General features: G+C 68.4%; 22 protein-coding genes and 1 pseudogene. 12 read left to right on the top strand and 11 right to left on the bottom strand.

The annotated features are described in order from the left end of the window. The first annotated feature begins 50 nt into the window (after positions 1–50). Positions 51–785, top strand: a complete 735-nt coding sequence (locus tag Pth03_RS40120; RefSeq protein WP_275413290.1) for an alpha/beta fold hydrolase — start codon at positions 51–53, stop codon at positions 783–785. 233 nt (positions 786–1,018) lie between these two features. On the opposite strand, the gene Pth03_RS40115 is transcribed toward Pth03_RS40120, so the two are convergent. Further along, positions 1,019–1,747 carry a sigma factor gene (locus Pth03_RS40115; RefSeq protein ID WP_203949763.1) on the bottom strand — a complete coding sequence of 243 codons (729 nt, stop codon included), beginning with the start codon at positions 1,745–1,747 and terminating at the stop codon, positions 1,019–1,021. A gap of 2 nt (positions 1,748–1,749) precedes the next feature. Further along, complete coding sequence (locus Pth03_RS42735) at positions 1,750–2,109, bottom strand: alpha/beta fold hydrolase (protein WP_373318687.1); 360 nt, start codon at positions 2,107–2,109, stop codon at positions 1,750–1,752. A 442-nt stretch (positions 2,110–2,551) separates the two neighbouring features. On the opposite strand from Pth03_RS42735, the gene Pth03_RS40110 reads away from it, so the two are divergent. From Pth03_RS40110 to Pth03_RS40090, 5 genes are all read left to right on the top strand, one after another. Then, positions 2,552–2,872 (top strand): WhiB family transcriptional regulator, encoded by a 321-nt coding sequence (locus Pth03_RS40110; RefSeq protein ID WP_239119768.1) that lies wholly within the window; start codon positions 2,552–2,554, stop codon positions 2,870–2,872. Positions 2,873–2,977: 105 nt separating this feature from the next. Beyond that, positions 2,978–3,775, top strand: coding sequence for an alpha/beta fold hydrolase (locus Pth03_RS40105; RefSeq protein ID WP_203949759.1), 798 nt, complete (start codon positions 2,978–2,980; stop codon positions 3,773–3,775). Between the two features lie 156 nt (positions 3,776–3,931). Then, a complete protein-coding gene (locus Pth03_RS40100) occupies positions 3,932–4,171 on the top strand; it encodes a VOC family protein (protein WP_203949758.1) in 240 nt (79 codons plus the stop codon). Positions 4,172–4,461: 290 nt separating this feature from the next. Next, positions 4,462–5,181: an alpha/beta fold hydrolase gene (locus Pth03_RS40095; RefSeq protein WP_203949757.1), complete on the top strand. Its 720-nt coding sequence runs from the start codon at positions 4,462–4,464 to the stop codon at positions 5,179–5,181. A 132-nt stretch (positions 5,182–5,313) separates the two neighbouring features. Further along, positions 5,314–6,753: a sensor histidine kinase gene (locus Pth03_RS40090; RefSeq protein ID WP_203949756.1), complete on the top strand. Its 1,440-nt coding sequence runs from the start codon at positions 5,314–5,316 to the stop codon at positions 6,751–6,753. A 196-nt stretch (positions 6,754–6,949) separates the two neighbouring features. Here Pth03_RS40090 and Pth03_RS40085 read toward each other — a convergent pair whose 3' ends face one another. The 4 genes from Pth03_RS40085 to Pth03_RS40070 form a co-directional block, all read right to left on the bottom strand. Then, on the bottom strand, positions 6,950–7,333 hold the full coding sequence (locus Pth03_RS40085) for a hypothetical protein (protein WP_203949755.1): 384 nt from the start codon (positions 7,331–7,333) through the stop codon (positions 6,950–6,952). A gap of 505 nt (positions 7,334–7,838) precedes the next feature. Next, positions 7,839–8,441: a PepSY domain-containing protein gene (locus Pth03_RS40080; RefSeq protein ID WP_239119766.1), complete on the bottom strand. Its 603-nt coding sequence runs from the start codon at positions 8,439–8,441 to the stop codon at positions 7,839–7,841. 46 nt (positions 8,442–8,487) lie between these two features. Further along, positions 8,488–9,780 carry a sensor histidine kinase gene (locus Pth03_RS40075; RefSeq protein ID WP_203949754.1) on the bottom strand — a complete coding sequence of 431 codons (1,293 nt, stop codon included), beginning with the start codon at positions 9,778–9,780 and terminating at the stop codon, positions 8,488–8,490. Further along, entirely contained in the window at positions 9,777–10,457 is a 681-nt protein-coding gene (locus tag Pth03_RS40070) for a response regulator transcription factor (RefSeq protein ID WP_203949753.1), read from the bottom strand. The genes Pth03_RS40075 and Pth03_RS40070 overlap by 4 nt, the downstream gene beginning before the upstream one ends. 94 nt (positions 10,458–10,551) lie before the next feature. Between Pth03_RS40070 and Pth03_RS40065 the strand changes: the two genes are divergently transcribed. After that, the gene (locus Pth03_RS40065) at positions 10,552–11,043 is read left to right on the top strand and encodes a hypothetical protein (protein WP_203949752.1); all 492 of its coding nucleotides are present in this window, start codon (positions 10,552–10,554) and stop codon (positions 11,041–11,043) included. Positions 11,044–11,202: 159 nt separating this feature from the next. Here the strand turns inward: Pth03_RS40065 and Pth03_RS40060 are convergent, their stop codons facing one another. Further along, entirely contained in the window at positions 11,203–11,631 is a 429-nt protein-coding gene (locus Pth03_RS40060; protein WP_203949751.1) for an NUDIX hydrolase, read from the bottom strand. Between the two features lie 521 nt (positions 11,632–12,152). Next, positions 12,153–13,124: an ArsR/SmtB family transcription factor gene (locus tag Pth03_RS40055; RefSeq protein WP_203949750.1), complete on the bottom strand. Its 972-nt coding sequence runs from the start codon at positions 13,122–13,124 to the stop codon at positions 12,153–12,155. A 69-nt stretch (positions 13,125–13,193) separates the two neighbouring features. Here Pth03_RS40055 and Pth03_RS40050 point away from each other — a divergent pair, with 69 nt between their 5' ends. Further along, positions 13,194–14,417, top strand: a complete 1,224-nt coding sequence (locus Pth03_RS40050; protein WP_203949749.1) for an MFS transporter — start codon at positions 13,194–13,196, stop codon at positions 14,415–14,417. Positions 14,418–14,475: 58 nt separating this feature from the next. Here the strand turns inward: Pth03_RS40050 and Pth03_RS40045 are convergent, their stop codons facing one another. Then, positions 14,476–15,270: a putative hydro-lyase gene (locus tag Pth03_RS40045; protein ID WP_203949748.1), complete on the bottom strand. Its 795-nt coding sequence runs from the start codon at positions 15,268–15,270 to the stop codon at positions 14,476–14,478. A gap of 281 nt (positions 15,271–15,551) precedes the next feature. Here Pth03_RS40045 and Pth03_RS40040 point away from each other — a divergent pair, with 281 nt between their 5' ends. Beyond that, entirely contained in the window at positions 15,552–16,085 is a 534-nt protein-coding gene (locus Pth03_RS40040) for a DUF1707 SHOCT-like domain-containing protein (protein ID WP_203949747.1), read from the top strand. Positions 16,086–16,161: 76 nt separating this feature from the next. On the opposite strand, the gene Pth03_RS40035 is transcribed toward Pth03_RS40040, so the two are convergent. Next, positions 16,162–17,010 (bottom strand): tryptophan 2,3-dioxygenase, encoded by an 849-nt coding sequence (locus Pth03_RS40035; protein WP_203949746.1) that lies wholly within the window; start codon positions 17,008–17,010, stop codon positions 16,162–16,164. Between the two features lie 451 nt (positions 17,011–17,461). Here Pth03_RS40035 and Pth03_RS42385 point away from each other — a divergent pair. Together Pth03_RS42385 and Pth03_RS40025 are read left to right on the top strand one after the other, a co-directional pair. After that, positions 17,462–17,587 (top strand): annotated as a pseudogene (locus Pth03_RS42385) (IS630 family transposase); the annotation flags it as partial. A gap of 207 nt (positions 17,588–17,794) precedes the next feature. Then, positions 17,795–21,196, top strand: coding sequence for a GH92 family glycosyl hydrolase (locus Pth03_RS40025; RefSeq protein ID WP_203949745.1), 3,402 nt, complete (start codon positions 17,795–17,797; stop codon positions 21,194–21,196). A gap of 118 nt (positions 21,197–21,314) precedes the next feature. Here the strand turns inward: Pth03_RS40025 and Pth03_RS40020 are convergent, their stop codons facing one another. Continuing rightward, entirely contained in the window at positions 21,315–21,938 is a 624-nt protein-coding gene (locus Pth03_RS40020) for a cysteine hydrolase family protein (RefSeq protein ID WP_239119762.1), read from the bottom strand. A gap of 173 nt (positions 21,939–22,111) precedes the next feature. Here Pth03_RS40020 and Pth03_RS40015 point away from each other — a divergent pair, with 173 nt between their 5' ends. Next, positions 22,112–22,447: a DUF1622 domain-containing protein gene (locus Pth03_RS40015; RefSeq protein WP_203949743.1), complete on the top strand. Its 336-nt coding sequence runs from the start codon at positions 22,112–22,114 to the stop codon at positions 22,445–22,447. Positions 22,448–22,614: the final 167 nt, after the last annotated feature.

The raw sequence follows: 22,614 nt of genomic DNA, 5'->3' as shown, positions 1-22,614 counted from the left end.
GACCGCCGCCATCCTCGACGCCGCCGACCACGTACAGAAGTGATACGCCCATGCCTGCGATCCTCGTTCGTGGCGTCCCCGACACCCACCGCGTCTGGGCAGGGGTTCTCCGGCACATGACGCGTACAGATGTGGAGGCATGGGACCTGCCGGGGTTCGGCGCTCCACGGCCGGACGGCTTCGCCGGCACCAAGGAGGAGTACGCCGGCTGGCTGATCAGCCGCCTGGAGGAGATCGGCGAGCCGGTCGATCTGGTCGGCCACGACTGGGGCTGCATCCTCACTGCCCGGGTCGCGTCCCTGCGTCCCGACTTGGTGCGCACCTGGGCCGGCGGCAACGGCCCGATCAGCGCTCAGTACGCGTGGCATCCACTGGCCAGGATCTGGCAGGACCCGGTCGAGGGCGACCGCTTCATGGCCGGGCTGACGCCAGACGGCTTCGCGGGTGATCTGATCAGCGGCTTCGAGGTCCCCTCCGACCTGGCCGAGGAGATGGTGCGCCACGTGGATGCGCTGATGAAGGACAGCATTCTCAAGCTCTACCGCTCGGCGGTGCGGATGGGCGGCGAGTGGGAACCTGACTTGGCGAAGATGACCGCGCCTTCCCTCGTGTTCTGGGGCTCACGTGACCCTGCCTGCCCAGTCGAGTTCGCCGACGAACTGGGCCGGGCCATCCGGGCGGAACACGTGATCAAGCTCGACTGCAACCACTGGACGGTGTTGCAGCGGCCCGCGCAGGTCGCCGCCGCCCTCGAACAGCACTGGCGGCGCCACAAGGACGGCTGACCCGGCGCACGCTTGTCGTTCACCGCCGCACCTCAAGGCCGATGTCCGTCGAACGGGCGAGCGTCTGACGGGTGGACCGGGGGCAGAGCTCATGGGCACGGGCCGTCCCCGGACGGCCCGTGCCTGTGAGGCAGGCGCGCCCAAGCACCGCCCCCCGTCGAGTGCACGGCGCCGATCCCAGTACCGCTGCACCTCGCGCAATCCTTCGACGACGTGACCGGGCAGCGGTCCGACTATGGGCGGTTCGAGCCAGACCTCACCCTCGAGTGGCCGCGGCCGGACCTAGGGAACACGTCAGCAGCGAGAAGTTGTTCCAACTCGGCGAGGTCGCCGGTCTGCGCCGCAGCGAGGAACGCCTGAACGAGGCGTCGATGTGCGGCGGGGGCCACCGGCCGGCGTCGCCCGGTGGCGATGTGCTCGTGGGCGCGGCGCACGAGTTGCCGCGTATGGTCTTCACCCAGATGAAGAACATCGGAGATGCGCCGGTAGGGGTAGTCAAATGCCTTGCGGAGGAGATATGCCGCCAGTTCGGCGGGCGACAGCTTCTCTAACAGCAACCGGACCGCCAAATCGACCGCCTCATGCCGTTCAGCCTCTGCCTCAAGGCTGACGCTGCGGTCCACCGTCTCGACAAGCCAGGGGCCGACGGACATCTCGCGACGCCTTCGGGCGGACTGGACCACATTGATGGCGAGCCTGGTGGTGGTCATCGCAAGAAACGCGGGCGGACTGATGACGACCGAGCGATCGGCGCGTTCCCATCTGAGCCACGTCTCCTGCACCACGTCCTCGGCTTCGCCCACGTCTCCAAGGACGCGGCGTGCGATCGCGAAGAGCCGGGGCCGCGTGGTGACGAACACCGAAGCGGCCGCGTCCAACTCACTGATCAACCGGTCGTCAACTACGGAAACCGTCGGACTGGTCTGCGCCGCGTCGTCTATGGGCGACTCCAACAGGTTCATGGTCACGGTCTCGACTCCCTTCGCATACGGCATCCGGCAATGCCACTGCGATCACAGTCGCTTTCCGGACCCCTCCATCGCGCCCTTGGGAGACCGTGGTCGGCACCGTGGTCCACGGTTGTGGCCACCCACGCAACGGGGGCGCCCTCGACGGGCGGTGCAGAGGAACAGCCGAAGCCGATGTGGTCCGCATCGACCACGTGACAGCGGTCGGCCAGGGCCGGGATCCGGTTACGGAACATGTGGGAGCTGCTCGGAAAACCACGCAGCAGCACGATCGTGGGCACGTCCTTCGGAGCCGCTTCGCGGTGGAAGACGGTCAAGCCGTTGACGTCCCCGGTGAGATGGCGGACGGGAATCATCGTCGCCTCCAGGTGAGAGATCAGCGCCGGTCGGTGCCCCAGCAAACGCCTGACGGGATCGGCCGACATCACACGGATACGTGACATCCCCCGGTGGGAACCTGGCAGGTCAGCCCGGTGGTCGGCGAGAAGACCGCCCGGTCGAACGGGTCCGGTCGCGAGCCGCGTGTCGGCGCTGTGATCTCAAGTCTTCGTGCGATGTCTCCTGCCCTCGCCACTGGAACGGTGGAGCACGACCGGTTGAGGCAGCCGCCGGCGAACCAGTCGGGGTGTGCGCTGGTGCGGCCACGGGGGATCGCACCAGCCCACGCCGCTTCGTCCCGCGGCTTCCTCACCGGTCCCATTTCACCGACGCCCCGGGCAGGACCGGCCCCCCTGTCGCCACGGGCGTGCCGATCCCCTCACACCGAACCCGCCAGCATCGAACAGTCAGGTGGCGACCGTGAACATCGACCGGCAGCACGACAATCTCAGCGACCCGAGACCGTCCCTGCGCTGGACGGCCCGCGCGGCCTGCCAGGACAGCGACCCGAACCTGTTCTTCCCACTCACCTGGGACAGACAGCCCGCCCAGCACGATGCCCTGGCCCGGCGAATCTGCCTGGACTGCCCGGTGCGGCTGCCCTGTCTGACCTGGGCCGTCGAAACCGGCGAACCGGACGGCATGTGGGGCGGCACCACCCCCGCCGAGCGCCGCCGCATCCGCTCCACCCACGAACAGCAGGGGTACGCGCAGACGGGGGCTGACCTGCGAGAGGTCTAGCTGGGCAACGAAATCCATCTCAGGCATTCATGTGATGTCGAGGATCACGCGGATCGGCAGGTTAGGTCAGGTCCGCACGAGCGACGCATGAGAAGGAATCCCACAATGTCCCGACGTCTGAAGACCGCCTTCGCCGCCGTACTGGTCGCCTTGACCGGCGCAATAGCCGCGCAGCCCGCGAACGCGACCGCAACGCATGGCGCGAAGCCCACCATCGTCCTCGTTCACGGCGCCTGGGCCGACGCCTCCAGCTGGAGCGGAGTCATCGCCCGGCTCAGGAGCGATGGCTATCCGGTGCTCGCCCCGGCCAACCCGCTGCGCGGCCTGGCCTCCGACGCCGCCTATCTCGACAATCTGCTCGCCACCGTGGACGGGCCTGTCGTCCTGGTCGGCCACTCCTACGGTGGCGCGGTGATCACCAACGCCGCCGGCGCCGACCCCGACGTCAAGGCCCTCGTGTACGTCTCAGCCATCATCCCCGACGAGGGCGAGAGCGTCTTCGGCCTGGCCACCAAGTACGAAGGCAGCGAGATCGGCGACAACACGATCACGACCGTGCCCCTGGCCTCCGGCGACGCCGACGTCTACGTCAAGACCGAGAACTTCGCCGACATTTTCGCCGCCGACCTGCCCCGTTCCACCAGCGCGCTTCTCGCCGTCACCCAGCGGCCGGTCACCTACGGCGCGCTGACCGAGCCCTCCGGTAAGCCCGCCTGGAAGACCATCCCGTCCTGGGCGCTGATCTCCCGCGACGACCACGTCATCCCGCTGCAGGCTCAGCGCTTCATGACCGCCCGCGCCAAGTCCCACACGGTTGAGGTCTCAGCCTCACACGCCGCCCTGATCTCCAAGCCCGGCGCGGTCACCCAGGTCATCGAGACCGCAGCCCGCTCAACCAACTGATCATTTCTCCAAGGTCAGCCCCCTTATACGGGGGTCACCGGTGGATGGTCCCTGCTGCAATGTCAGGAGGGACCATCACCTTCGTTCTGTCACAGTTTGCCGAGCTGTCCTGTCCAGAGGATGTGACCACCGACAACAAAGTGATGGAGGATCAACATGCGCCGCGGTGACTTCCCGGCCCCGGAGACCGGGCTGCTGCTTACACAGTTCCTCACCGTCGCCGACGTGGCCAGCTCCCGAGCCTTCTACACCGACGTTCTCGGCGGCGAGGTGGTTGACCGCGAAGCCGAGCTGCGCTGCTACCTGCGCGACCCGGACGGCTACCTCATCGAGGTCGGACAAGCCACTGGAGTGCTGGAAGGCATCCTCGCCGACCCGCCGGCACGTTCGAGCTAGCCGGGTCTACTCCGCTCCGGCTGGTTGCGCCGACAGCCGCGCCGTACGATGGCGGGTGATGCTCCCCTAACGAGGGGCGTCAACCTGCAGGAACCCGGCGAGGTTTCGGATTGAGAGCACCCCTTCTGCGAGCAGCTCCGCCTCTCCGGTCCCTTTTCGGAGCTGGGCCGGGTTGAGCTGAACAGTCGATGGGTGGGGCGAAGGCGCCAAATCCATATCCGTTGGATTCTCCGCCTTTGCTACCCGGACCCCTACGTGCCGTAGTGAAAAGTTGATCGGACGAGTGTCCCATGCAGTTTGTTCTGGTTCATGGCGGATGGCACGGCGGATGGTGCTGGGACGCCGTTGCCGCGCGCTTCCGCGCCGACGGGCATCAGGTGTCCGCGCCGACCCTTCGTGGTTCGGAGGAAGGCGACGTGGACCGTGCCGGGGTGACTCTCACCGCCATCGGGGAAGGGCTGATCGCTGCGATCAAGCAGCAGGGCCTGGAGGACTTCGTGCTGGTGGGTCACAGCGGCGGAGGACCCGTGATCCAGTACGTGGCCGATCGTTTTCCGGAGATGACGCGCAGGGTCGTCTTCGTTGATGCCTGGGTGCTTCGGGACGGCGAAGCGATCCATGACGTATTGCCGAAGCACCACGCCGAGGCCCAGCGGGCGTCCGCCGCGCAGCGCCCGGACCAGACGATCTCGATGAATCTCGACGTGTGGAAGGCCAATTTCATGAATGGCACCACCGAGGAGCAGTCTGCCGCCGCCGCGGACCGCCTGGTTCCGGCTCCGCTCGGGTGGCTTGCCGAACCGATTTCCCTTCCCCGCTTCTGGACCGCCCAGCTGCCCGCCGGCTACGTCTTCCTGCGTGACGACAAGGCCGTGCCGGCCGAACTCTATCGCGAGATGGCAGACAGGCTGGGAAACCCGCGCATCGTCGAGTGCGAAGGCCCGCACGAGGCCATGCTGACCCATCCCGAGGCGCTGGCGACCGCACTCCTCACCGCGGGGACGGACTGACCAATCTGGGGCTGATCACGATGCACTCGCCGATCTCGTCGTCTTGATCAGACTGGCCCTCGTGCTCCTACCGACGCCCCCCAGGTTGTGAATCCCGGCCCATGTGGTCGACTGGGGAGGAGGGCTTGTGGGATGAGCGGGCACCGATTGTCGATTACCACGCGCATCACTGTGTTCGCCGGTGCGGTGGCGGCTGTGCTGTCTGCGTTGCTGGCCACGGTGCTGATGATCGGCTTCAAATATTTCGCCACCGAGAACCTCACCCAAGAGCTCCGGGCGAACGCAGGCCGTGTGGCCATCGAAGAGGAGCGGGGCAATCTGGTCTATCCCCTCGTGCACCACCAGTCCCGCAGCATGCAAGTCGTCGACCCACGGGGTCGGGTCGTCGCCTCGAGCGAAAACATGCGGGGCAAGCAACCGATGGCGACATTCAATCCCGATGGCGAGGAAGGCGCGACCTCAGTTGTGTGCGGCGGGGCCTTCCCACCGGGCGAATGCAACATCGTCGTCGCACAATGGACCCACCATGACGGTCAGAGATGGACCGTCTACAGCGCCTCTCCGGTAATTCCTCCTTGGGTCGATCCGCGGCTGGCCACGCTGGTGGGAGGGAGCGCCGTGGCGCTCGCCGCAGCCGTCACCTACCTCGGCCATCGGATCGCCACCGCCTCCCTCCGGCCGGTGGACGCCATCCGAGTCGAGCTCGACGAGATCAACGCGGCCTGCGCCGGACGCCGGGTGCCCGTACCACCCAGCGATGACGAGATCCACGACCTGGCCGAAAGCGTCAACCACACCCTGGGCCGGCTTCAGGCCGCGATGGAACAGCAGCGCCAGTTCGTCTCGGACGCCTCCCACGACCTGCGCAGCCCGATCGCCGCGATGAAGGTCGAGGTGGAGGATGCTCTGATCGCTCCTCAGGAGACCAGCGTGACCACGTTGGGTTCGACCTTCTTGGTGGGCCTCAACCGGCTTCAGGCGATTGTGGGCGACTTGCTGGCCCTCGCACGGCTGGACGCGGGGCTGCCTGGCGCACGCGACCGGATCGACCTGTCCGAGCTTGTCTCGGCGGAGTGCGGGATCCGCCACACGTCGGCAAAGAGCATCGAATCTTCGCTCGAGCCTGGCGTGATGGTGATCGGCGACCGGTTACGGCTGGGCCGCCTGCTCACCAATCTTGTGGACAACGCCGAACGGCATGCCGAACACAAGATCACCATCACCGTACGGCACGAGCCGGCCGATGAGCGCGGCAATCGTGCCTTCCAGCATGGCGTCGCCGTATTGGAAGTGCTCGACGACGGCGCCGGCGTCGAGCCCGACAAGCGCGAGCTGGTTTTCCAGCGGTTCGCGCGGCTGGAGGCTTCCCGCAACACAGACCCGGGAGGTACCGGACTGGGTCTGCCGATCGCCCGGCAGATCGCCGAGGCCGGCGGGGGCACGCTCCGGATTGAGGACAGCCCTCGCGGTGCGCGTTTCGTCCTGCGCCTCCCATGCGCCCCATCGGCGAACGACCATGGCGATGCCTCCGATCGCAGCACTCCGCGTGGGCCGGGGCAGCGTGCCGTCTGAGCCTTCTCGGCACACGTCCAGCCGGGCGCCCTTCGCGGCAGCCGACCGCACGCGTTATGGCCCGGCATCCAGCGACTGCTGGATTCGATCACGGAAGCGCCGGGCAGTTGACCTCCAAAGGCAAGATCGAGATCGAGGGTCGGACCGTTGAGCCACTTCCACCTGCGGATTTCTCCCGACGGCGGGCGGCCCCGGGTTACCAGTGGCCCACCCAGTAGTTTTGCACATTCTTGCAATTGCCCGTCTTCTTGCAGAATGCGGCCTGAACAGCGGTGACGCCGCTGTTGCTATTCAACTGCTGTACTCCACGCTGGATGACGGGGCTGTGCTTCAACCGCACGTGCCCGATGCTTCTCTTGTTGTGGTGAGTCTTGTTCTGGCTTTCGTTGCCCTGCGCGCCGAGCTTGTTGTTGTCCTTCTGCGAACCGTCTCCGCTGTTTCGCGAGCCGTCTCCGCCGTGGCCGTGTCCTGTTGACGTCGCGACCGCCGGCGACGCCATGACGACGGTTCCCAGCGCAATGACGGCCGGCAGCAACGCCAGTCGGCGCCGGATGAGCGCTGTACTGGCGAGCGTATTCACCGTACGATGTCGACTCATTTGTGGCGCACCTTCAGGCTAACTAGTGCTGGGCACTTTGGATCGATCGGATATCTGTTTCATACCCCACGATCCGAAGCCGTCGTCCCCTGAGTGAGGCCCGGTGCAGAACATTGCCGGCTCTTTGTGTGACGGGCCGCAGAAGTTCCACATTCCAGGCTCCGGAAATCGCCGATCACGGCTGGCCGGGGCGTTTCATGGCTGGCCGGTGGCATGCCTGGCGACGGGGAGGCGGAGCACAAGTCGTGCTCCGGCGCCGGCGGTGTCCTCCACGTGGAGAGTGCCATGGTGAGCGTGAGCGATGCCGCGGGCGATGGCCAGGCCGAGGACTTGCGCCCTGATCCCAACAAGCGCCGTTGAGGGCAAGGCCCGAACGAGCCATTGACCTGGCGTCCGCGCGCCGGTGGAGACCAATAGGCCGAAGCACGCAGGCACCACGTCCGGCAGTGCCTGCGTCTTCAACTCATCCCGATCTGGCTTTGTCGCACTAGTGGCGGCGCCTGTCGCCTCCGTGGTCGTCCCCCACGTCGTGACCGACACGGTCATCGCGCACCCGGTCACCTCCGTGGTCGTCCCCCACGTCGTGACCGGCACGATCATCGCGCACCCGGTCACCTCCGTGGTCGTCCCCCACGTCGTGACCGGCACGGGCCGCGCGGTCATCGCGGTCCTGGCGGAACCTCACGATGCTTCCTGTCTCCACCGAGACTGAGATGTCGTAGACGACGCCGCCCTTGACGAGGTCGACTTCCCAGACGCGGTGCCCGTGCTCGACTTCCCGTTCCGCCTTGGTGACGCGTGCCCCGGGCAGGCGCTTCACTGCGATCGCGGCCGCCTGCCGGTAGGTGATCTCCTTTGTGGCTGCCACGGCAGCCGTGGAGGCCCCAGCGGACTCGGTGCGGGTGGGCTCTGTGCGGGTGGGCTCGGGGGTCGCTCCCGTCGGCGCGGCGCTCGTGATCCCGGCCGCCGTGGGCGTCGGGGAGGCGGCCGCGCCCGTGGTTCCCACGGCCACCAAGGCGAGCAGCGCCGCCGATCCGGCCGCCGCGATGGTGACTTTCGCCGTCTTGCTGATGCGTGGTGTGTTCGTCATGCGCCCAGAGTCGGCGAGAGCTCCCTAAGCCCGCGCTGGGGCGTCGTTAAGGGGTTCCTAATTCGAGTATCACCGTGGCGCCGCCACCGGGGGTCGTGGCGATCTGAAGCGACCCGCCCGACGTCTCCGCGGTACGGCGGGCGATGTCCAGGCCGAGCCCCGTCGACCCCGCGCCGCTCCTGCCCCGTTCGAGGAGCCCGTCCGTGTCAGGGAGGGCCGCGTCAGGGAGGGGTTGGAAGCCGGGCCCCGAATCGGCGACCCGCAACAACACACCGCGGGACGTCGGCGACAGCCGTACGGAGAAGGGGGTGCCCTCCGGCGTGTGTGCGAAGACGTTGCCGAGCAGGGCGTCGACGCAGGCGGACAGGTCCGCGGCGCCGGCGGACACCTTCAGCGGCGCTTGCGGCAGGTCCAGCTCCACCGGCCGGTCCTGGTCCTCGGCGAGCACAGCCCAGAACGTCACCCGCTCGCGCACGACGCTCACCGCGTCGCAGTCTGCGCTCTCCCGCGTCCTGCGGCGCACGTCGGTGATGACCGAGGTCACGGCTCGCTCCAGGGCGTCGACCCGGGCCTGGAGCCGTGCGGCGGACTCGGGGTCGGGCAACGACTCGACCTCCAGCCGCAGCCCGGTGAGCGGGGTGCGGAGCCGATGGGAGATGTCCGCGGCCGTCTCGCGCTCTTCCGCCAGGAGGTCGCTGATGCGCCCGGCGAGGTGGTTGAGCGCCAGCCCCACGTCGCGGACCTCCGGAGGTCCGCTGACATCGGTACGCGCGGCCAGATCGCCGGCGGCGAGCCGGTGCGAGACGCGGGCCAGCCCAGTCATGGGCCGGGTCATGGCGCGCGCGAGGCGGTCCGCCACGAAGATCCCCACCCCGATGAGGGCCAGGCCGAGGACGAGCATGCCGAGCCAGACCTCGCGCACGCCACGGGTGAGGTCCTGGCGGGTGAGGAATGCCCTGACGACGGCGGTGCCGCCGGGGACGCCCTGGACCGCGACGAGGACCTCCATCCCCGACGGCGTCTCGGCGACGAGACTCCGCCCTCGGGCGGCGAGCTCCACCGCGGGAGAGCGCGCCGCCGGCAAGCCGATGACGCCCCCGTCCGGCAGGAAGACGGTGATCGCGTGGCCGCTGGACGCCGAGGTGCGCTCGGCCGTCAGCGCGAGGCCGTCGGCGTCGGCCGTGCCCACGACCGCGGCGACTGACTGGGCCTCGGCGGTCGCCTCGCTGACGGCGCCGCTCTCGACGAGCCGGCGGACCAGCGATCCCAGCGAGACGAGTAGGGCGACGAGCACGAGCGAGGTCGTGGCTGCCACGAGGACGGCCAGCCAACGCCTCACGACGGCTCGACCAGCTTGACCCCGACACCGCGGACGGTCTGAAGATAGCGAGGGTTCTGTGCGCTCTCCCCCAGCTTGCGCCGCAACCACGACAGGTGGACGTCCACGGTCTTGTCCGCCCCGCCGTACGGCACGAGCCAGACCTCGGTGAGCAGCTCCCGCTTGGTCACCACCTCACCCGGCCGTGAGGCCAGGTAGTACAGCAGGTCGAACTCGCGCGGCGTGAGGTCGAGGGGTGCCCCGTCGAGGACCGCCTCGCGGCTGCGCAGGTCCAGTCGCAGCTTGCCGATGGTCACCGGCGCGTCCGCGCGACTCTCGGCCGTCCGCCGAAGCACGGCGCGGACGCGGGCGTCCAGCTGGGCGGCGCTGAAGGGCTTGACCACATAGTCGTCGGCGCCCGCGTCCAGCAGTCGGACCACTTCGGCCTCGTCGTCCCGCGCGGTGCCGACTATGACGGGGACACGGCTGACCGCGCGGAGCATGCGCAACATCTCCGCACCGTCGAGGTCGGGCAGGCCCAGATCGAGCACGACGATGTCGGGACGGTCCGCGACCGCCTGTCTCAGGCCGTCGAGCGCGGTGTGCGCGGAGGACACCGCATGCCCGCGGTCACGCAATCCGCGCGTCAGCCCGATCCGGATGGTCGTGTCATCCTCGACAAGCAGGACATCAGCCACGTGGATTTACGCTAACGGGTCCGACGCCGATGGCATAGCGCCGTTATCGCCCCCTTAACCCCGTCTTATCGCTCCGGCAGGAAGGATCGGCCCCATGAACCGGCGTCTGCTTCTCGTGGTCACCGGGTGGCTGACCGTCGGGCTCATCGCGACCGGCGCGGGCCTCACCCTGACGACCGCCCTGGGCGACGCGATCACCAGATCGGGGAACCGCGCGTTGTCACCCGACGACGTGCGGCGAGCTCTCGACGACACGCCGGCGCCCTCCCCATCGCAGACTCCCACGGAGACCGCAAGCTCTTCGGCCGTCCCGTCCCGGAAGCCGTCCCCGCCCGCGTCGGCACCGGCCCGCGCCGTCACCGTTCCAGGCGGGATCGTCGTGGCCAGATGCGCGGACGGCCTGGTCACGCTGGAGTCGTGGACCCCGGCGCCGGGCTACCAGGTAGACGACATCGAGCGGGGTCCGCGCGACGTGGTGCGCGTGAAGTTCGAGAGCGAAGAAGGGCACGGCGCCAAGGCCGAGAGCGAGGTGCGGTGCTCCGGTGGCCGTCCCGTCGCCACCGTCAAGGAGTCCCGCACACGCTGACGCATCCGGCGGCGTGTCAGGCGCGCGGCGGCCGCCTTCCCCTGGCGAGACGCCGTCTCCTTCCGATGCGCTAGGACACAAGAACGGCTAGGTGATGCCAAGCACTGCTCGCCGTCTCTCTGCCCCCAGGAGGGGGTAGGTCCGGGACATCACCACAAGCTAGACAAGGTGCACACCGTCGTGCTGTCTGACCGCGGGTGCGCCATCCTGCAGTGCGTCGAGCACTCGGACCGCGAAGGCTTCGGTGGCCATTTCTCGCACTTCGGCGAGCGTGGCCCAGTGGAACCGCTGGACCTCATCGTTGAGGGAGAGTTGTCCGCCGGTTGCCTTGCAGCGAAAGACCAAGGCGATGACGCCGCGGGCCATGTTCTTGTAGACGCCGGTCAAAGCGACCGGCTCCACGGTGAGGCCGGTCTCCTCTAGGAGCTCTCGGCGCACCCCTTCGGCGATGCCCTCCCCCAGCTCCAGAACACCGCCGGGGGCCTCCCATTGGCCGTTGTCGGCTCGCTGAGTGAGCAAAACCCGGCCATGGTCGTCGACGACGACGCCGGCCACGCTCACCGAGTGGCGCTTGTCCTCGCCAGTCATGTGTCACCTCCGCGGATGCACGCGATCCCCTCGGGGAGATCTTCGCGCGGTCCTGTCCGCCGTACGCTCTTCCGCTCACGGGTCTGACGCCCTGCGCTCGTGCGGGCTGGTCTGCTCAGCTCCGTTAGAACACCGACGCCCGCACCTTCGTAGCGGTATAGCGGGACAAGGACGGATGCCTTGTCGGGCATGAGATCTCAACCACTCGCAACCCCTACACGCACGGCACAGACGAGTGGTACGGCAGGGCTCGCGCGGCCTTCGCTCAGCAGCAGGAAAAGCACTAGGTGCCATGCCTATGCGTACCTGCTGGGAACTCTGACCAGCGAACCCGAAGCCGATCCATGGCCGTAACACCAACATGAAACCTGCCGCCTGCCCTGGTCTATTTCTGCCGGCGCCCGTACGAGGTTCGCGGCGGGGGACCGGGAAGAGATCCCTGCGTATCGATCCTGAAGGAACGGCGGCCCGCGCAGCTCGGAGCGGGCGGGTACTGTCGCCCGCCGGCGGCCTCGAGCGATTCAGGCGGTCGCGCCGAGAAGGGATTCCGCGATGGTCGTGCGGGCGTAGAGCACCGAGTGGCCCGCACGGTGGGCGCTGACCATTCCCGCGTCGCGGAGGGCGGTCAGGTGCTGGGAGACCCCGGCCGCGGAGATGCCGGTGCGGCGGGCGAGTTCGGTCGTGGAAGCCGGGGCTTCCAACTCGGCCAGAATGACGGATCGAGAGCGGCCGAGCACGCGGGCGATCGCCTCGATGTGCGCGACGGGGCGGTGCTCCCACAACGTGCCGGTGCCGCGGGCGGGATAGGCGAGCTGGGGCGGCTCCGGCGAGCGCGACCAGGTGAGCATGCCGTCGGCGAAGACGGAGGGGACCAGCAGCAACCCTGACCCGGTCGTCTCCCGGCGGATGCCGCAATGCCTGCGGACCAGCCGAAGGGTGTTGTCGTCCCAGCTCACCGTGGAGTGCAGGTCGTTGAAGAGGTGGCCCGCGCCGCGCTCGGCGACCTGCCGGGCACGGTGGAAGACGTCCGCGTCGAGCACCACGCGGATCTTCGCCCAGTAGGGGGCGAGCGCCAGCCCCCAGTAGACCTCGATCTCCTCAGCGACGCGGACCAGCACGGCCTCCGGGTCGGCGCGAAGAGCCCTGCCGAGGGGACCGGTGCCGCCGAGGACGTCGAGGTCGGCCAGCACCTGATCGGCCGGGGTGGCGCGGATGGCGGCGAGTTCGGTGTCGAGGGTGGGAGCCGGCTCGTCGGGCGGCGGGGTGAGGAAGTCGGGAAGGTAGCGACTGGCCGGGATCAGCTCGGCCAGATGGCCCGAGTCCAGCCTGGCGGCGGCGACGCGTGGCCGTACCTGATCGATCCACGTACGGTGCACGGGATGGGCGGAGTCCATTGCGAGCAGCCGGAAGCTGGTGACGACCTCCCACATCGGCGAGATCGCGAACCGGGTCAGGGCCAGATCGTCGGCCGAGAAGGCCAGTTCGGACAACATGGCCGCTCCAAGATTCGATCTGGACTTAATCAATGGTCATGAGTGTACGGCGGACGCAGGATCACCGTCATGCTCTCCACCTTCAGCGGGCTGCCCCGTACCGCCTGGGTCGTCTTCGCCGGCACCGTGGTGAACCGGCTCGGTTACGTGGTCACCCCCTTCCTCGTCTTCTATCTCGGGGCGCGCGGCATCCCCATCGCGCAGACCCCGTACGTCCTGGGTGCGCTGGGCGCGGGCAACCTGATCGGCCCTGTGGTGGGCGGCCTCCTCGCCGACCGGGTGGGCCGGCGTCCCACGATGTTGACCGGACTGATCGGGACGGCTCTCGCCCAGGGCCTGTTGTTGGCCGCGCCTAACGTCCTCACGCTGGCACTCGCCGCCGCGCTCCTCAGTGCGGCAGGTTCGATGGTCAGCCCGGCCGCCGGCGCGCTGCTCGCCGACACGGTGCCGGCGGAGCGGCGGCGCACCGCGTTCTCGCTGCTGCACTGGGCGATCAACATCGGCACCGCGGTGGCCGGAATCCTCGGCGGGTTCCTGGCGACGCACGGCTACTGGCTTCTGTTCGCGATGGACGCGGCGACGTCGCTGGCGTTCGCGCTCATCGTCGTCACGCTGCTGCCCGGCGGTGACGCCGTCGCCGCACGGGCCGCCGATTCCGCGAGCGGGGTGGGCTACGGAGTCGTGTTCCGGGATCCGCTGATGCGGGCGCTGCTCCCGCTGATCGGCGTCGGGCTGGCGATCTATTCGCTCACCGAAGTCTGCCTGCCACTGGCGATCCGCGACCGCGGCCTGCCCGCCACCACGCTCGGCCTGATGGCCACGCTGAACGCCGCCCTGGTGGTGGTGCTGCAACCGATCGCCACGAACGTCCTGGCCCGGTACCGACAGATCACGGTCTATGTATGCGCCAGTGTGCTCGCCACGACCGGCATCGCCCTGACCGGAGTGGCGCACGACGCCTGGTCGTACGGGGGGACCGTCGTCCTCTGGTCGATCGGCGAGGCGATGGTCGGCGGCATCCCCGGCGCGATCGTCGCGAGCCTCGCCCCGGCCGACGCCCGCGGCCGTTACCAGGGCAGCTACCAGTGGACGTGGGGCATCGCCCGATTCATCACCCTGTCCGTGGGCACCACCGTCTACGCCGCCGCAGGCCCCGCCGTGGTCTGGTGGTTCAGCGCCATCGCGGGCATCGCCGCCGCTCTCGGAGTCGGAGCCCTGGCCCCGATGATCGCCCGTCGCACGGCCGTTCCCACGCCCGTCCCGGTTCCCGCCGAAGCCGCCGCCTCGGCCTGACCCTGGTGCCGTCCGCCGCGGCCTGCGGTCCGTTCAGGTATAGGTGGATGCCGGTGGGTCAGGGCACCAGGTAGGCGCTGTCGCGGGCGTCGGTGACGGCCATGTGGCCAGGTGCGTGGCCGATGGCGAACGGCGGCCGCGACCGCATGACTGCGGCCTGGGGAGTCACCCCGCAAGCCCAGAAGACCGGCAGCTCGCCGGCGCGTATCTCCACCGCGTCCCCGAAGTCCGGGCGGCCGAGGTCCGCGATGCCAAGCACGGCGGGATCGCCCACATGCACCGGGGCGCCGTGGACGGCCGGGTAACGCGAAGTGATCCGGACCGCGGCCGGCACCAGTTCGGCGGGGATCGGGCGCATCGACACCACAAGGGGACCGGACAGCTCGCCCGCCGGCCGACACGGCCGGTCGGTCAGGTACATGGGGACGTTCGTGCCCGCCTCGATGTGGCGGACCGGCACTCCCGCCTCCAGCAGCGCCGCCTCGAAGGTGAAGCTGCAGCCGATGAGGAAGCAGACCAGGTCCTCACGCCAGTAGGACGTCACGTCGGCGACCTCGGCGATCTGCTCGCCGTACCGGTACACACGGTAGGCGGGCAAGTCGGTGCGCAGGTCGCCGTCGAAGATCGGCGTGGAGGTCTCGCCCGGCTCGGTGACGTCCAGCACCGGGCATGATCGCGGGTTGCGCTGGGCGAACAGCAGGAAGTCGTAGGCCCGATCTCTCGGCAGCGCGATCAGGTTGGCCTGGGTCCATCCCGCGGCCCAGCCGGAGGTCGGCGTGACGAGCCCTGCCCGGAAGAGCTCCCGCGCCTCGTGGGGAGTCAGCCGAATGTGGTCCGCCGTCGCCGGTGCCATCTGCGCCTCCTCAGATCAAACTAACCCAGACGACCGCCTCGGCTGTATTTCTGGAAGCAGAAAGGCAGCGGGCCTTGGGCCTATCAGGGCGACAGCAATGGCCGCACCTTGATAATCCCAGGCAGATCCCTAAGAGCCTGCGCGATGGCCTTTGCTGCTGTCGTATCCGTCACCTTCACATAGAAGGCTTCGTTCATGTCCTTCAGTGAACTGTTTCCATCTCCATTTGGTGAGGTGCGCCGGGGTTTGGAGACGTCAGTTACCTTGCTAGCGTGCCTGCCATGTCGGATGATCTGCCCGATCTGCGGGCATCGCACGGGGATCGGGACCGTGTCGTGGACGCGTTGCGGGTTGCCGCCGGTGACGGTCGACTCGATGCCGAGGAACTTGACACCCGGTTGGAGCGCGCGCTGGGGGCCCGGACGCTCGGCGAGCTGGCCGGACTCACCGCTGACCTCGGGCCTGCAGCCGATGCCGTGCTCGTGCTCGAGCAAGGGGGTGGCAAGTACGTGAAGGAGGGGCCGTGGCGGGTGCCCGCCCGCATCAAGCTTCGCGCGCAACACTGCCGATTCACCCTCGACTTCACCCACGCGGTGATCACTGCGAGCGTCCTGCGCATCGACGCGGAGATGGTGCACAGCAAGCTGTTCATCGTCAGCTCGCCGGACATCGTGATCGACGCCGACGGGCTCAACCGCACCTACTCCAAGGTCAAGCTTCACTCCAAGGACGCCGCCGCCTATCCCCTTCTCCGCATTGAGCTCATCGGCACACTCGTACATGCAAAAGTCATCGAGAAGCGGCCGCGACGTTAGCCTGCGGTGCTTGGAGCGGTCCGACATGGCCGCCCGGGAACCCTGCGGCAGAGCTGAAGCCTGCCCCCCAAAGCGATCACATGGTCGTGCGCGCGCTCCACAGTTCGGGGAAGACGGTCTGGTTCAGGCTGTTTTGCAGCCAGCCGACAGCTGGCGTGTGGTAATAGCCCGGTTTATCGCCGAAGGTGCGCATGGTCACCGTCAGATGTACTTGCTTCCACCGGTTGAAGCGATCGGCGACCTGGGTCAGCGCCTCGCCGAGTTCCCGCAGGTCGGTGAGGGATTCGTCGTGGTAGACCTGCGCCCAAGCGGCCTCCACCTCAGGCTGTGCGACATACGGGTCGGCGAAGTCACGGTGGACGGCGGAGTCCGGCAACGGCAGCCCTCTCCGCTGCAGCAGGGCCAGAACCTCGTCATAGAGGCTGGGCGCGCTGAGAGCGTCCTCCAGCCCCTGGTGGATCAGAGGCGTGGACCGGTGCGGCTCCAGCATCTCCCGAGACTTCTGTCCCAGCAGGAACGCCAGGTGACGGTACATGTACGAGTGAACCGAGGATGCCTCGCCCTTGCCGAGCTGGGCCTTGATGGGGTTCCAGTCGGAGGGTGTCATGTCCGCGTAGCTCTCCCAGGTGGCCTCGAGAGCACGCAGATGAGCCACGGTACGTCTCAAAGTGCGCAGGGCGGCGGGCACATCATCAGCAAGGACTTCGCGTCGCGCTCTGCCGAGCTCATGGCAGAGCAATCCGAAGTAAAGCTCCATCACCTGGGAACTGACCAGGAAAGCCATCTCATAGGCAGTTTCCGTCATCGGCCGCTGCAAGGTGTGCAGCTGCCGAACCTGAAATATATCGATGTAGCGGGTGGTCCCGCTGATCTCGCCCGATATGGCGGTTTCCGGGCGCAGATCGCGCCATGATTCGCTGACCATGGTATCCCTCCCTCTCCGACGAGAACGGGTACTCGTCTGCTGCCACGGAAGGGGCAGACCTTTGCGGTCCGGTCGGTCCACCGAAAACTCTACGTCCGGAACCGAAAGGCACTGGAGCAAAGGCGGCGACCTGCTCACACACCACTCGTACGCACATGCGCCGTTCGGTCAGGTCGCATCCGTCGATGTCGATGTCGACTCCGGTGACACGGGGCTCTACTGACAACGTTGTCCAAGCCGTAGCAGTCCGTGTCCGGAGGGTAGTTGCGCCCGTGGCGGGAAGCACTGGCGCAGCCCTGGGCAGGGCGTCGACGAGAAATCGTCGTCTCCATCGTCGGGGGCGGCCTGATCCTGCCTCGTTCTCCTCACCTTTCCGGGGCGAGCCGGGAAACGGACGGACGGTTTCGAAGAGGCGCGGATCGTGCACCGCGGGAGCACCAGTTCGGTGCGGTATCGGCGGGCGATGATCCACGGCTGCTACTCCGTCGGCGACGACCTGCTGTGGGGTGTCAACCGGCGCCGCAAAGGCATCGACCACACCTGGGCGGCGATGCGCTCGATCCGGGCCGCCCGCCCCCTCAACGACCGCGGCCCGACCGCCCAACCCGATGATCGTTTCCGGTCACAGCACGGGCAATAGATCTTGACAACGTTGTCTACGAGGGAGACGCTAGCCGCTATCCCTGTCCGGGTGCGCCCCTCCTCGAGCCCACCATCCCTGTTCCGCTGAGCCGGACCAGCCGGCGGGCCGTGCCGCGGGTCCCGACCTACATGGAGGTCTCCCATGCTCACCACGCTGATACGCACGGCACTTGCCGCTGCGCTCGGCGGCACCGTGCTGATCGGCGGCGTCACCCAGGCGGCGGCTGCCCCGCCCGCGCGGGCCGACGCGTTCGCCGACCCGGTGCAATACGTGAACCCGCTGATCGGGACCGGCAACGGTGGCGAGGCCGTCGGCGATATCAACGACTTCCCCGGGGTGGACACGCCGTTCGGCATGATGCAGCTCAGCCCGGACACGGTCGGCTCGGGCGTGGGCTACTCCTACGGCAAGTCATCGATCCGCGGATTCAGCCTGAACCACGCGTCCGCCGGCTGCAGCGTGTTCGGAGACGTGCCGATCCTGCCCACCACCGGCCCCATCGGCACGGACCCGGGGAACGCCTCGGCGACGTTCTCCCACGAGCACGAGCACGCCACGCTCGGCTCCTACGATGTGCTGCTCACCGACTCGGGTGTCAACGTCAACCTGACGGCCACCAACCGCACGGGCCTGCTCTCGTTCGCATATCCCGCGGGCAGCACCGCGCAGGTGCTGGTGAAGTCGGGCGCGAGTCTCGGCGGCAACAGCGCCGCGACCGTCACCGTCGACGGCGACGACGAGGTGTCCGGCTCGGCGACGGCGAACGGGCTGTGCGGGCTGGGCAGCTACACCGTCTACTTCGACATCAAGTTCTCGCAGCCGTTCACCGCCCACGGCACCTGGCAGGGGAAGACCGTCACCGCCGGGTCGGACGGCGCGAGCGGCCGGGGGTCCGGCGCCTATCTGACCTTCGACACGAGCAGCGCCACGACGGTGCGCGCGAAGGTCGGGATGTCGTATGTGAGCGTCGACGGGGCGCGCAAGAACATGGCGTCCGAGATCCACGGCTGGAACCCCACGCCGGTGCAGCAGCAGACCCGCGCCGCGTGGCGCAAGGCGCTGAACACCGTTCAGGTCGGCGGGGGCACCGCCGCGAACCTGACCACGTTCTACACCGCCCTGTACCACTCGCTGCAGTTCCCGAGCGTCTTCAACGACGTGGACGGCCGCTACATGGGCTTCGACAACGAGGTCCACCACGTGCCGGGCGGGCAGACGCAGTACGCCACGTTCTCCGACTGGGACACCTACCGCGCCCTCGCGCCGCTTCAGGCCATGCTGTTCCCCAAGGAAGCCGGCGACATGGCGAACTCGCTGGTCCGCGATGCGGAGCAGCAGGGTGGCTGGATGCCGCGCTGGCCGCTGGCGAACGTGAGCACGACCGGCACGATGAACGGCGACAGCGCGGTGCCGCTCATCGCGAACACCGTGGCCTTCGGCGGCCGGAACGTCGACATCGCCCGCGTGCTGCCCATCATGCTCAAGGGGGCCAACCACTCGGAGGAGCTGGGCTGGGGCTGGCAGGAGCGCCAGTGCGTGGAGGAGTACGTCCAGCTCGGTTATGCACCGAACGACGCCTGCTCGCACGGCGCGCACGGCCGGCAGGGGGTCTCTGAGACTCTCGAGTGGTCCATCGACGACTTCGCGATCTCGCAGCTCGCGGCCGCGATCGGCGACAAGCGCACCGCGGCTCAGTACCAGTCGCGCAGCCAGAACTGGCAGAACACCTTCAACCCCACGACCGGCTACCTCCAGCCGCGAGACGAGCGCGGCGCGTTCCCGAACGGTCCCGCTTTCGTCGCCCCGCCCGCGAACGCCTTCGGCCAGGACGGCTACGACGAGGGCAACGCCGCCGACTACGGCTGGGAGGTCCCGCAGAACATGGCGGGCCTGATCGCCGCGATGGGCGGGAAAGACGTCGCGATCCCGCGCCTGGACACGTTCTTCAGCCAGATCAACGCCGGCCCGAACGCCCCGTACATGTGGATGGGCAACGAGGTCGACCTCTCCGTTCCGTACGTGTACGACTACCTGGGCCAGCCGTGGAAGACCCAGGCCCAGGTGCGCAGGATCGAGCAGGCCCTGTACCCGCCCACCCCGGACGGGCTGCCCGGCAACGACGACCTCGGGGCGATGTCGTCCTGGTACGTGTGGTCGGCGCTCGGGATGTTCCCGGTGACGCCCGGCCGGGCCGACCTGGCCCTCGGCAGCCCGCTGTTCACCCGCGCCGTCGTCCACCTCGGCAACGGCCGGGCGATCGACATCCACGCCCCCGCCGCCGGCGACGACACTCCGTACGTCAAGGGCGTGCGGCTGAACGGGCGCCCCTTCGACAGCACCGGGCTGCCTGCGTCGGTCGTGACCCACGGCGCCCGGCTCGACTTCAGCCTGTCGAGCTCGCCCGACACCAGATGGGCGACCGGCCCTCACGACGCCCCGCCGTCGTACCAGACCGGCCAGGACCCGGCCATCGGGTTCACCGACCCGTCCGGTCCGGTCACGGTGACCGCCGGCGACACCAAGCAGGTCACCGTGGGCGCGCAGGGCACCGGGCTGCACGCCACGAACGTGAAGTGGACCGCGCACGCCTCTGGCGGCATCACCGTCAGCCCGTCCTCCGGCACGCTTCACGTGGCGGCGGACGGCCGCGCCAGTACGGACGCCACGGTGTCCGTCCCGGAATCGGCCGACTCGGGCTTCTACACGGTCTCGTTCAGCTTCACGGGCAGCGGCGGGCAGAAGCTGCCGGGCGGTGTCGTGGTCATGACCGTGCAGGCCGCCGACCACACCGCGATCGTGGCCGACGCCTTGGGCAACCCCGACGTCGCCAACGGCCTCAGCGTGAAGGAGGAGGGCGACGGCCACACCACCGCCACCACGGCAGGCGGCCTGCCCGGCCGGACCACCACCGGCGCCGGGTCGTTCTACATGTACTTCAACATCGACAACTCGTTCGTTCCCGGCGGCAAGTACGACGCGACCGCGTACGTCAGCTACTTCGACCAGGGGACGGGCAGCTGGAACATCCAGTACGACTCCTACGGCAACGTGTCCAACAACGCGTACCGGGACTCGGTCCGTGTGACCAACACCAATACCGGCACCTGGAAGACCGCGGCGATCCCGCTGCCCGAGGCCGCGTTCAGCGGCCGTGAGAACGGCGGCAGTGACCTGCGGATGAACATCGGCGCCGGCAGCCAGGTGATCGGCCGTGTCGCGTTCGCCGTCACCGGCGACAATGTGCTCGCCATGCACCTGGCGTCGGCGCAGCCGGTCGCACCGGCAGTCACCACCCAGCCCATGGACGTCACCGCCAACGGCGGCCCGGTGTCCTTCACGGCGGCGGCGACGGGCGACCCGCAGCCGGTGGTGCGGTGGCAGGCGAGCCCGCCCGGCGGCAACTGGGCCGACGTCGGCGGCGCGACCAGCACCACCCTGTCACTGACCAGCCCGCAGGACTACCCCGACGGCACCCAGTTCCGCGCCGTCTTCACCAACCTGGCGGGCGAAGCCGCCACCGATCCCGCAACCCTGCGTCAGTAGCGCCGGGTTGACCATGTGCTGACGGGACATAACGCAAATAGCGGCGGCCGCCCCCTCGGGGGCGGCCGCCGCCGCAATTCAGCGAGGCTCCCTCCTTCTCGGGAGCAGCGCACGAGACTCAATGAAGCATGCGATCGAGCACTTCCTTGGTCGAGAGCACCGCATGGGCGAGGAAGCGGAAGTTGACGATCGCCGCTTCGTAGCCGTCACCCCACTCCGGATGCCGTGGCCCGGCGGTCGCGTCCCTGACGACGGCCACCTCGAAGCCCTGTTCGAGGAACTCGCGCAGGTGGGATTCGACGCACATGTTCGCCAGCATGCCGCCGAGAACGATCCTGTTGATGCCCCGCTTGCGCAGTTGCAGGACCAGGTCGTTGGTCTGCGGCCCGAATACCTTGTGCGGGCTGGCGACGATCGTCCTGCCATCCTCGATGTAGGGCTTGAAGCGATCCAGCCAGTCCGCTCCCGAGTCGCGGAAACCGGTCAGATCCAGCGGGCCGCTTCGTGTGAAGGTGCCGGTCCGGATCTCGTCGGCCTCCAGCGGTCCGTTGAACGTCCAGCCGCTGTCGGTCGGATAGAAGTAATGGGGCGATATGAAAACGTCATAGCCCCGCTCCTTCGCGGCCTTGAAGATACGCTCCATGTTCTCGACCGTGCCGTTCTCGGTGACACTCGCACCGACTACCGCCCAGCTTGTTCCGTTCTCGCTCAGCACGTCGTTCTGCGGGTCGATGAACACCACGGCGGTGTCGGATCGCTGGAATTCCATTGCCCCGCCCCCTTTTTGCCGTCCCCTGACTCGGCCTCGCTCACCGCTGGCGGGACCGGCCTCGTTTGGACGGCTAACGTGCGGCCATACCCCTTCTGGACTGCGGCAACCTTCGCTGGGCGCTGCCTGAGCCGAGGGGGAGAGCGGTGGATTTTCAGCACGTCGTGCAGTGGGTGGGCGTCGCCCTTGAGGGTGCGGGGGTAGCGGTGATCTTCCTCGGGGCTCTGGCCGCCGCCGTGGCCGCGATTGTCGCGCTCGGGCGCGGCCGAACGGACGTGTACACCGGGTTCCGCCGGCGCCTCGGGCGGTCGATCCTGCTCGGACTGGAGTTCCTCGTCGCCGGCGACATAACGCGTACGGTCGCTGTCTCGCCGACGTACGCGAGTCTCGGCCTGCTGGCGATAGTCGTCGCCATCCGCACATTCCTCAGTTTCTCGCTTGAAATGGAGATCTCCGGCCGCTGGCCCTGGCAGAGGGGCTGACGGCTTGCCGAGGGCCGGTCCCCCCGGCGAGGCGGAATTAGGACGGTTCGGGGTGGGGTAGGCCGCGGTGATGGGGATCGGCCCCGATGAAGAGAGTTCCTCGACGAGGGCCTGCGGCGACGTCGGCTCGGCACGTCGGGCGCGCCCACGGCGAAACAGGGGGACAT

Source organism: Planotetraspora thailandica (assembly GCF_016863335.1).
GTDB classification, from domain to species: domain Bacteria; phylum Actinomycetota; class Actinomycetes; order Streptosporangiales; family Streptosporangiaceae; genus Planotetraspora; species Planotetraspora thailandica.
Note: the sequence above shows the minus strand (reverse complement) of the source record. Positions and strands in the feature narration are given on the sequence as shown.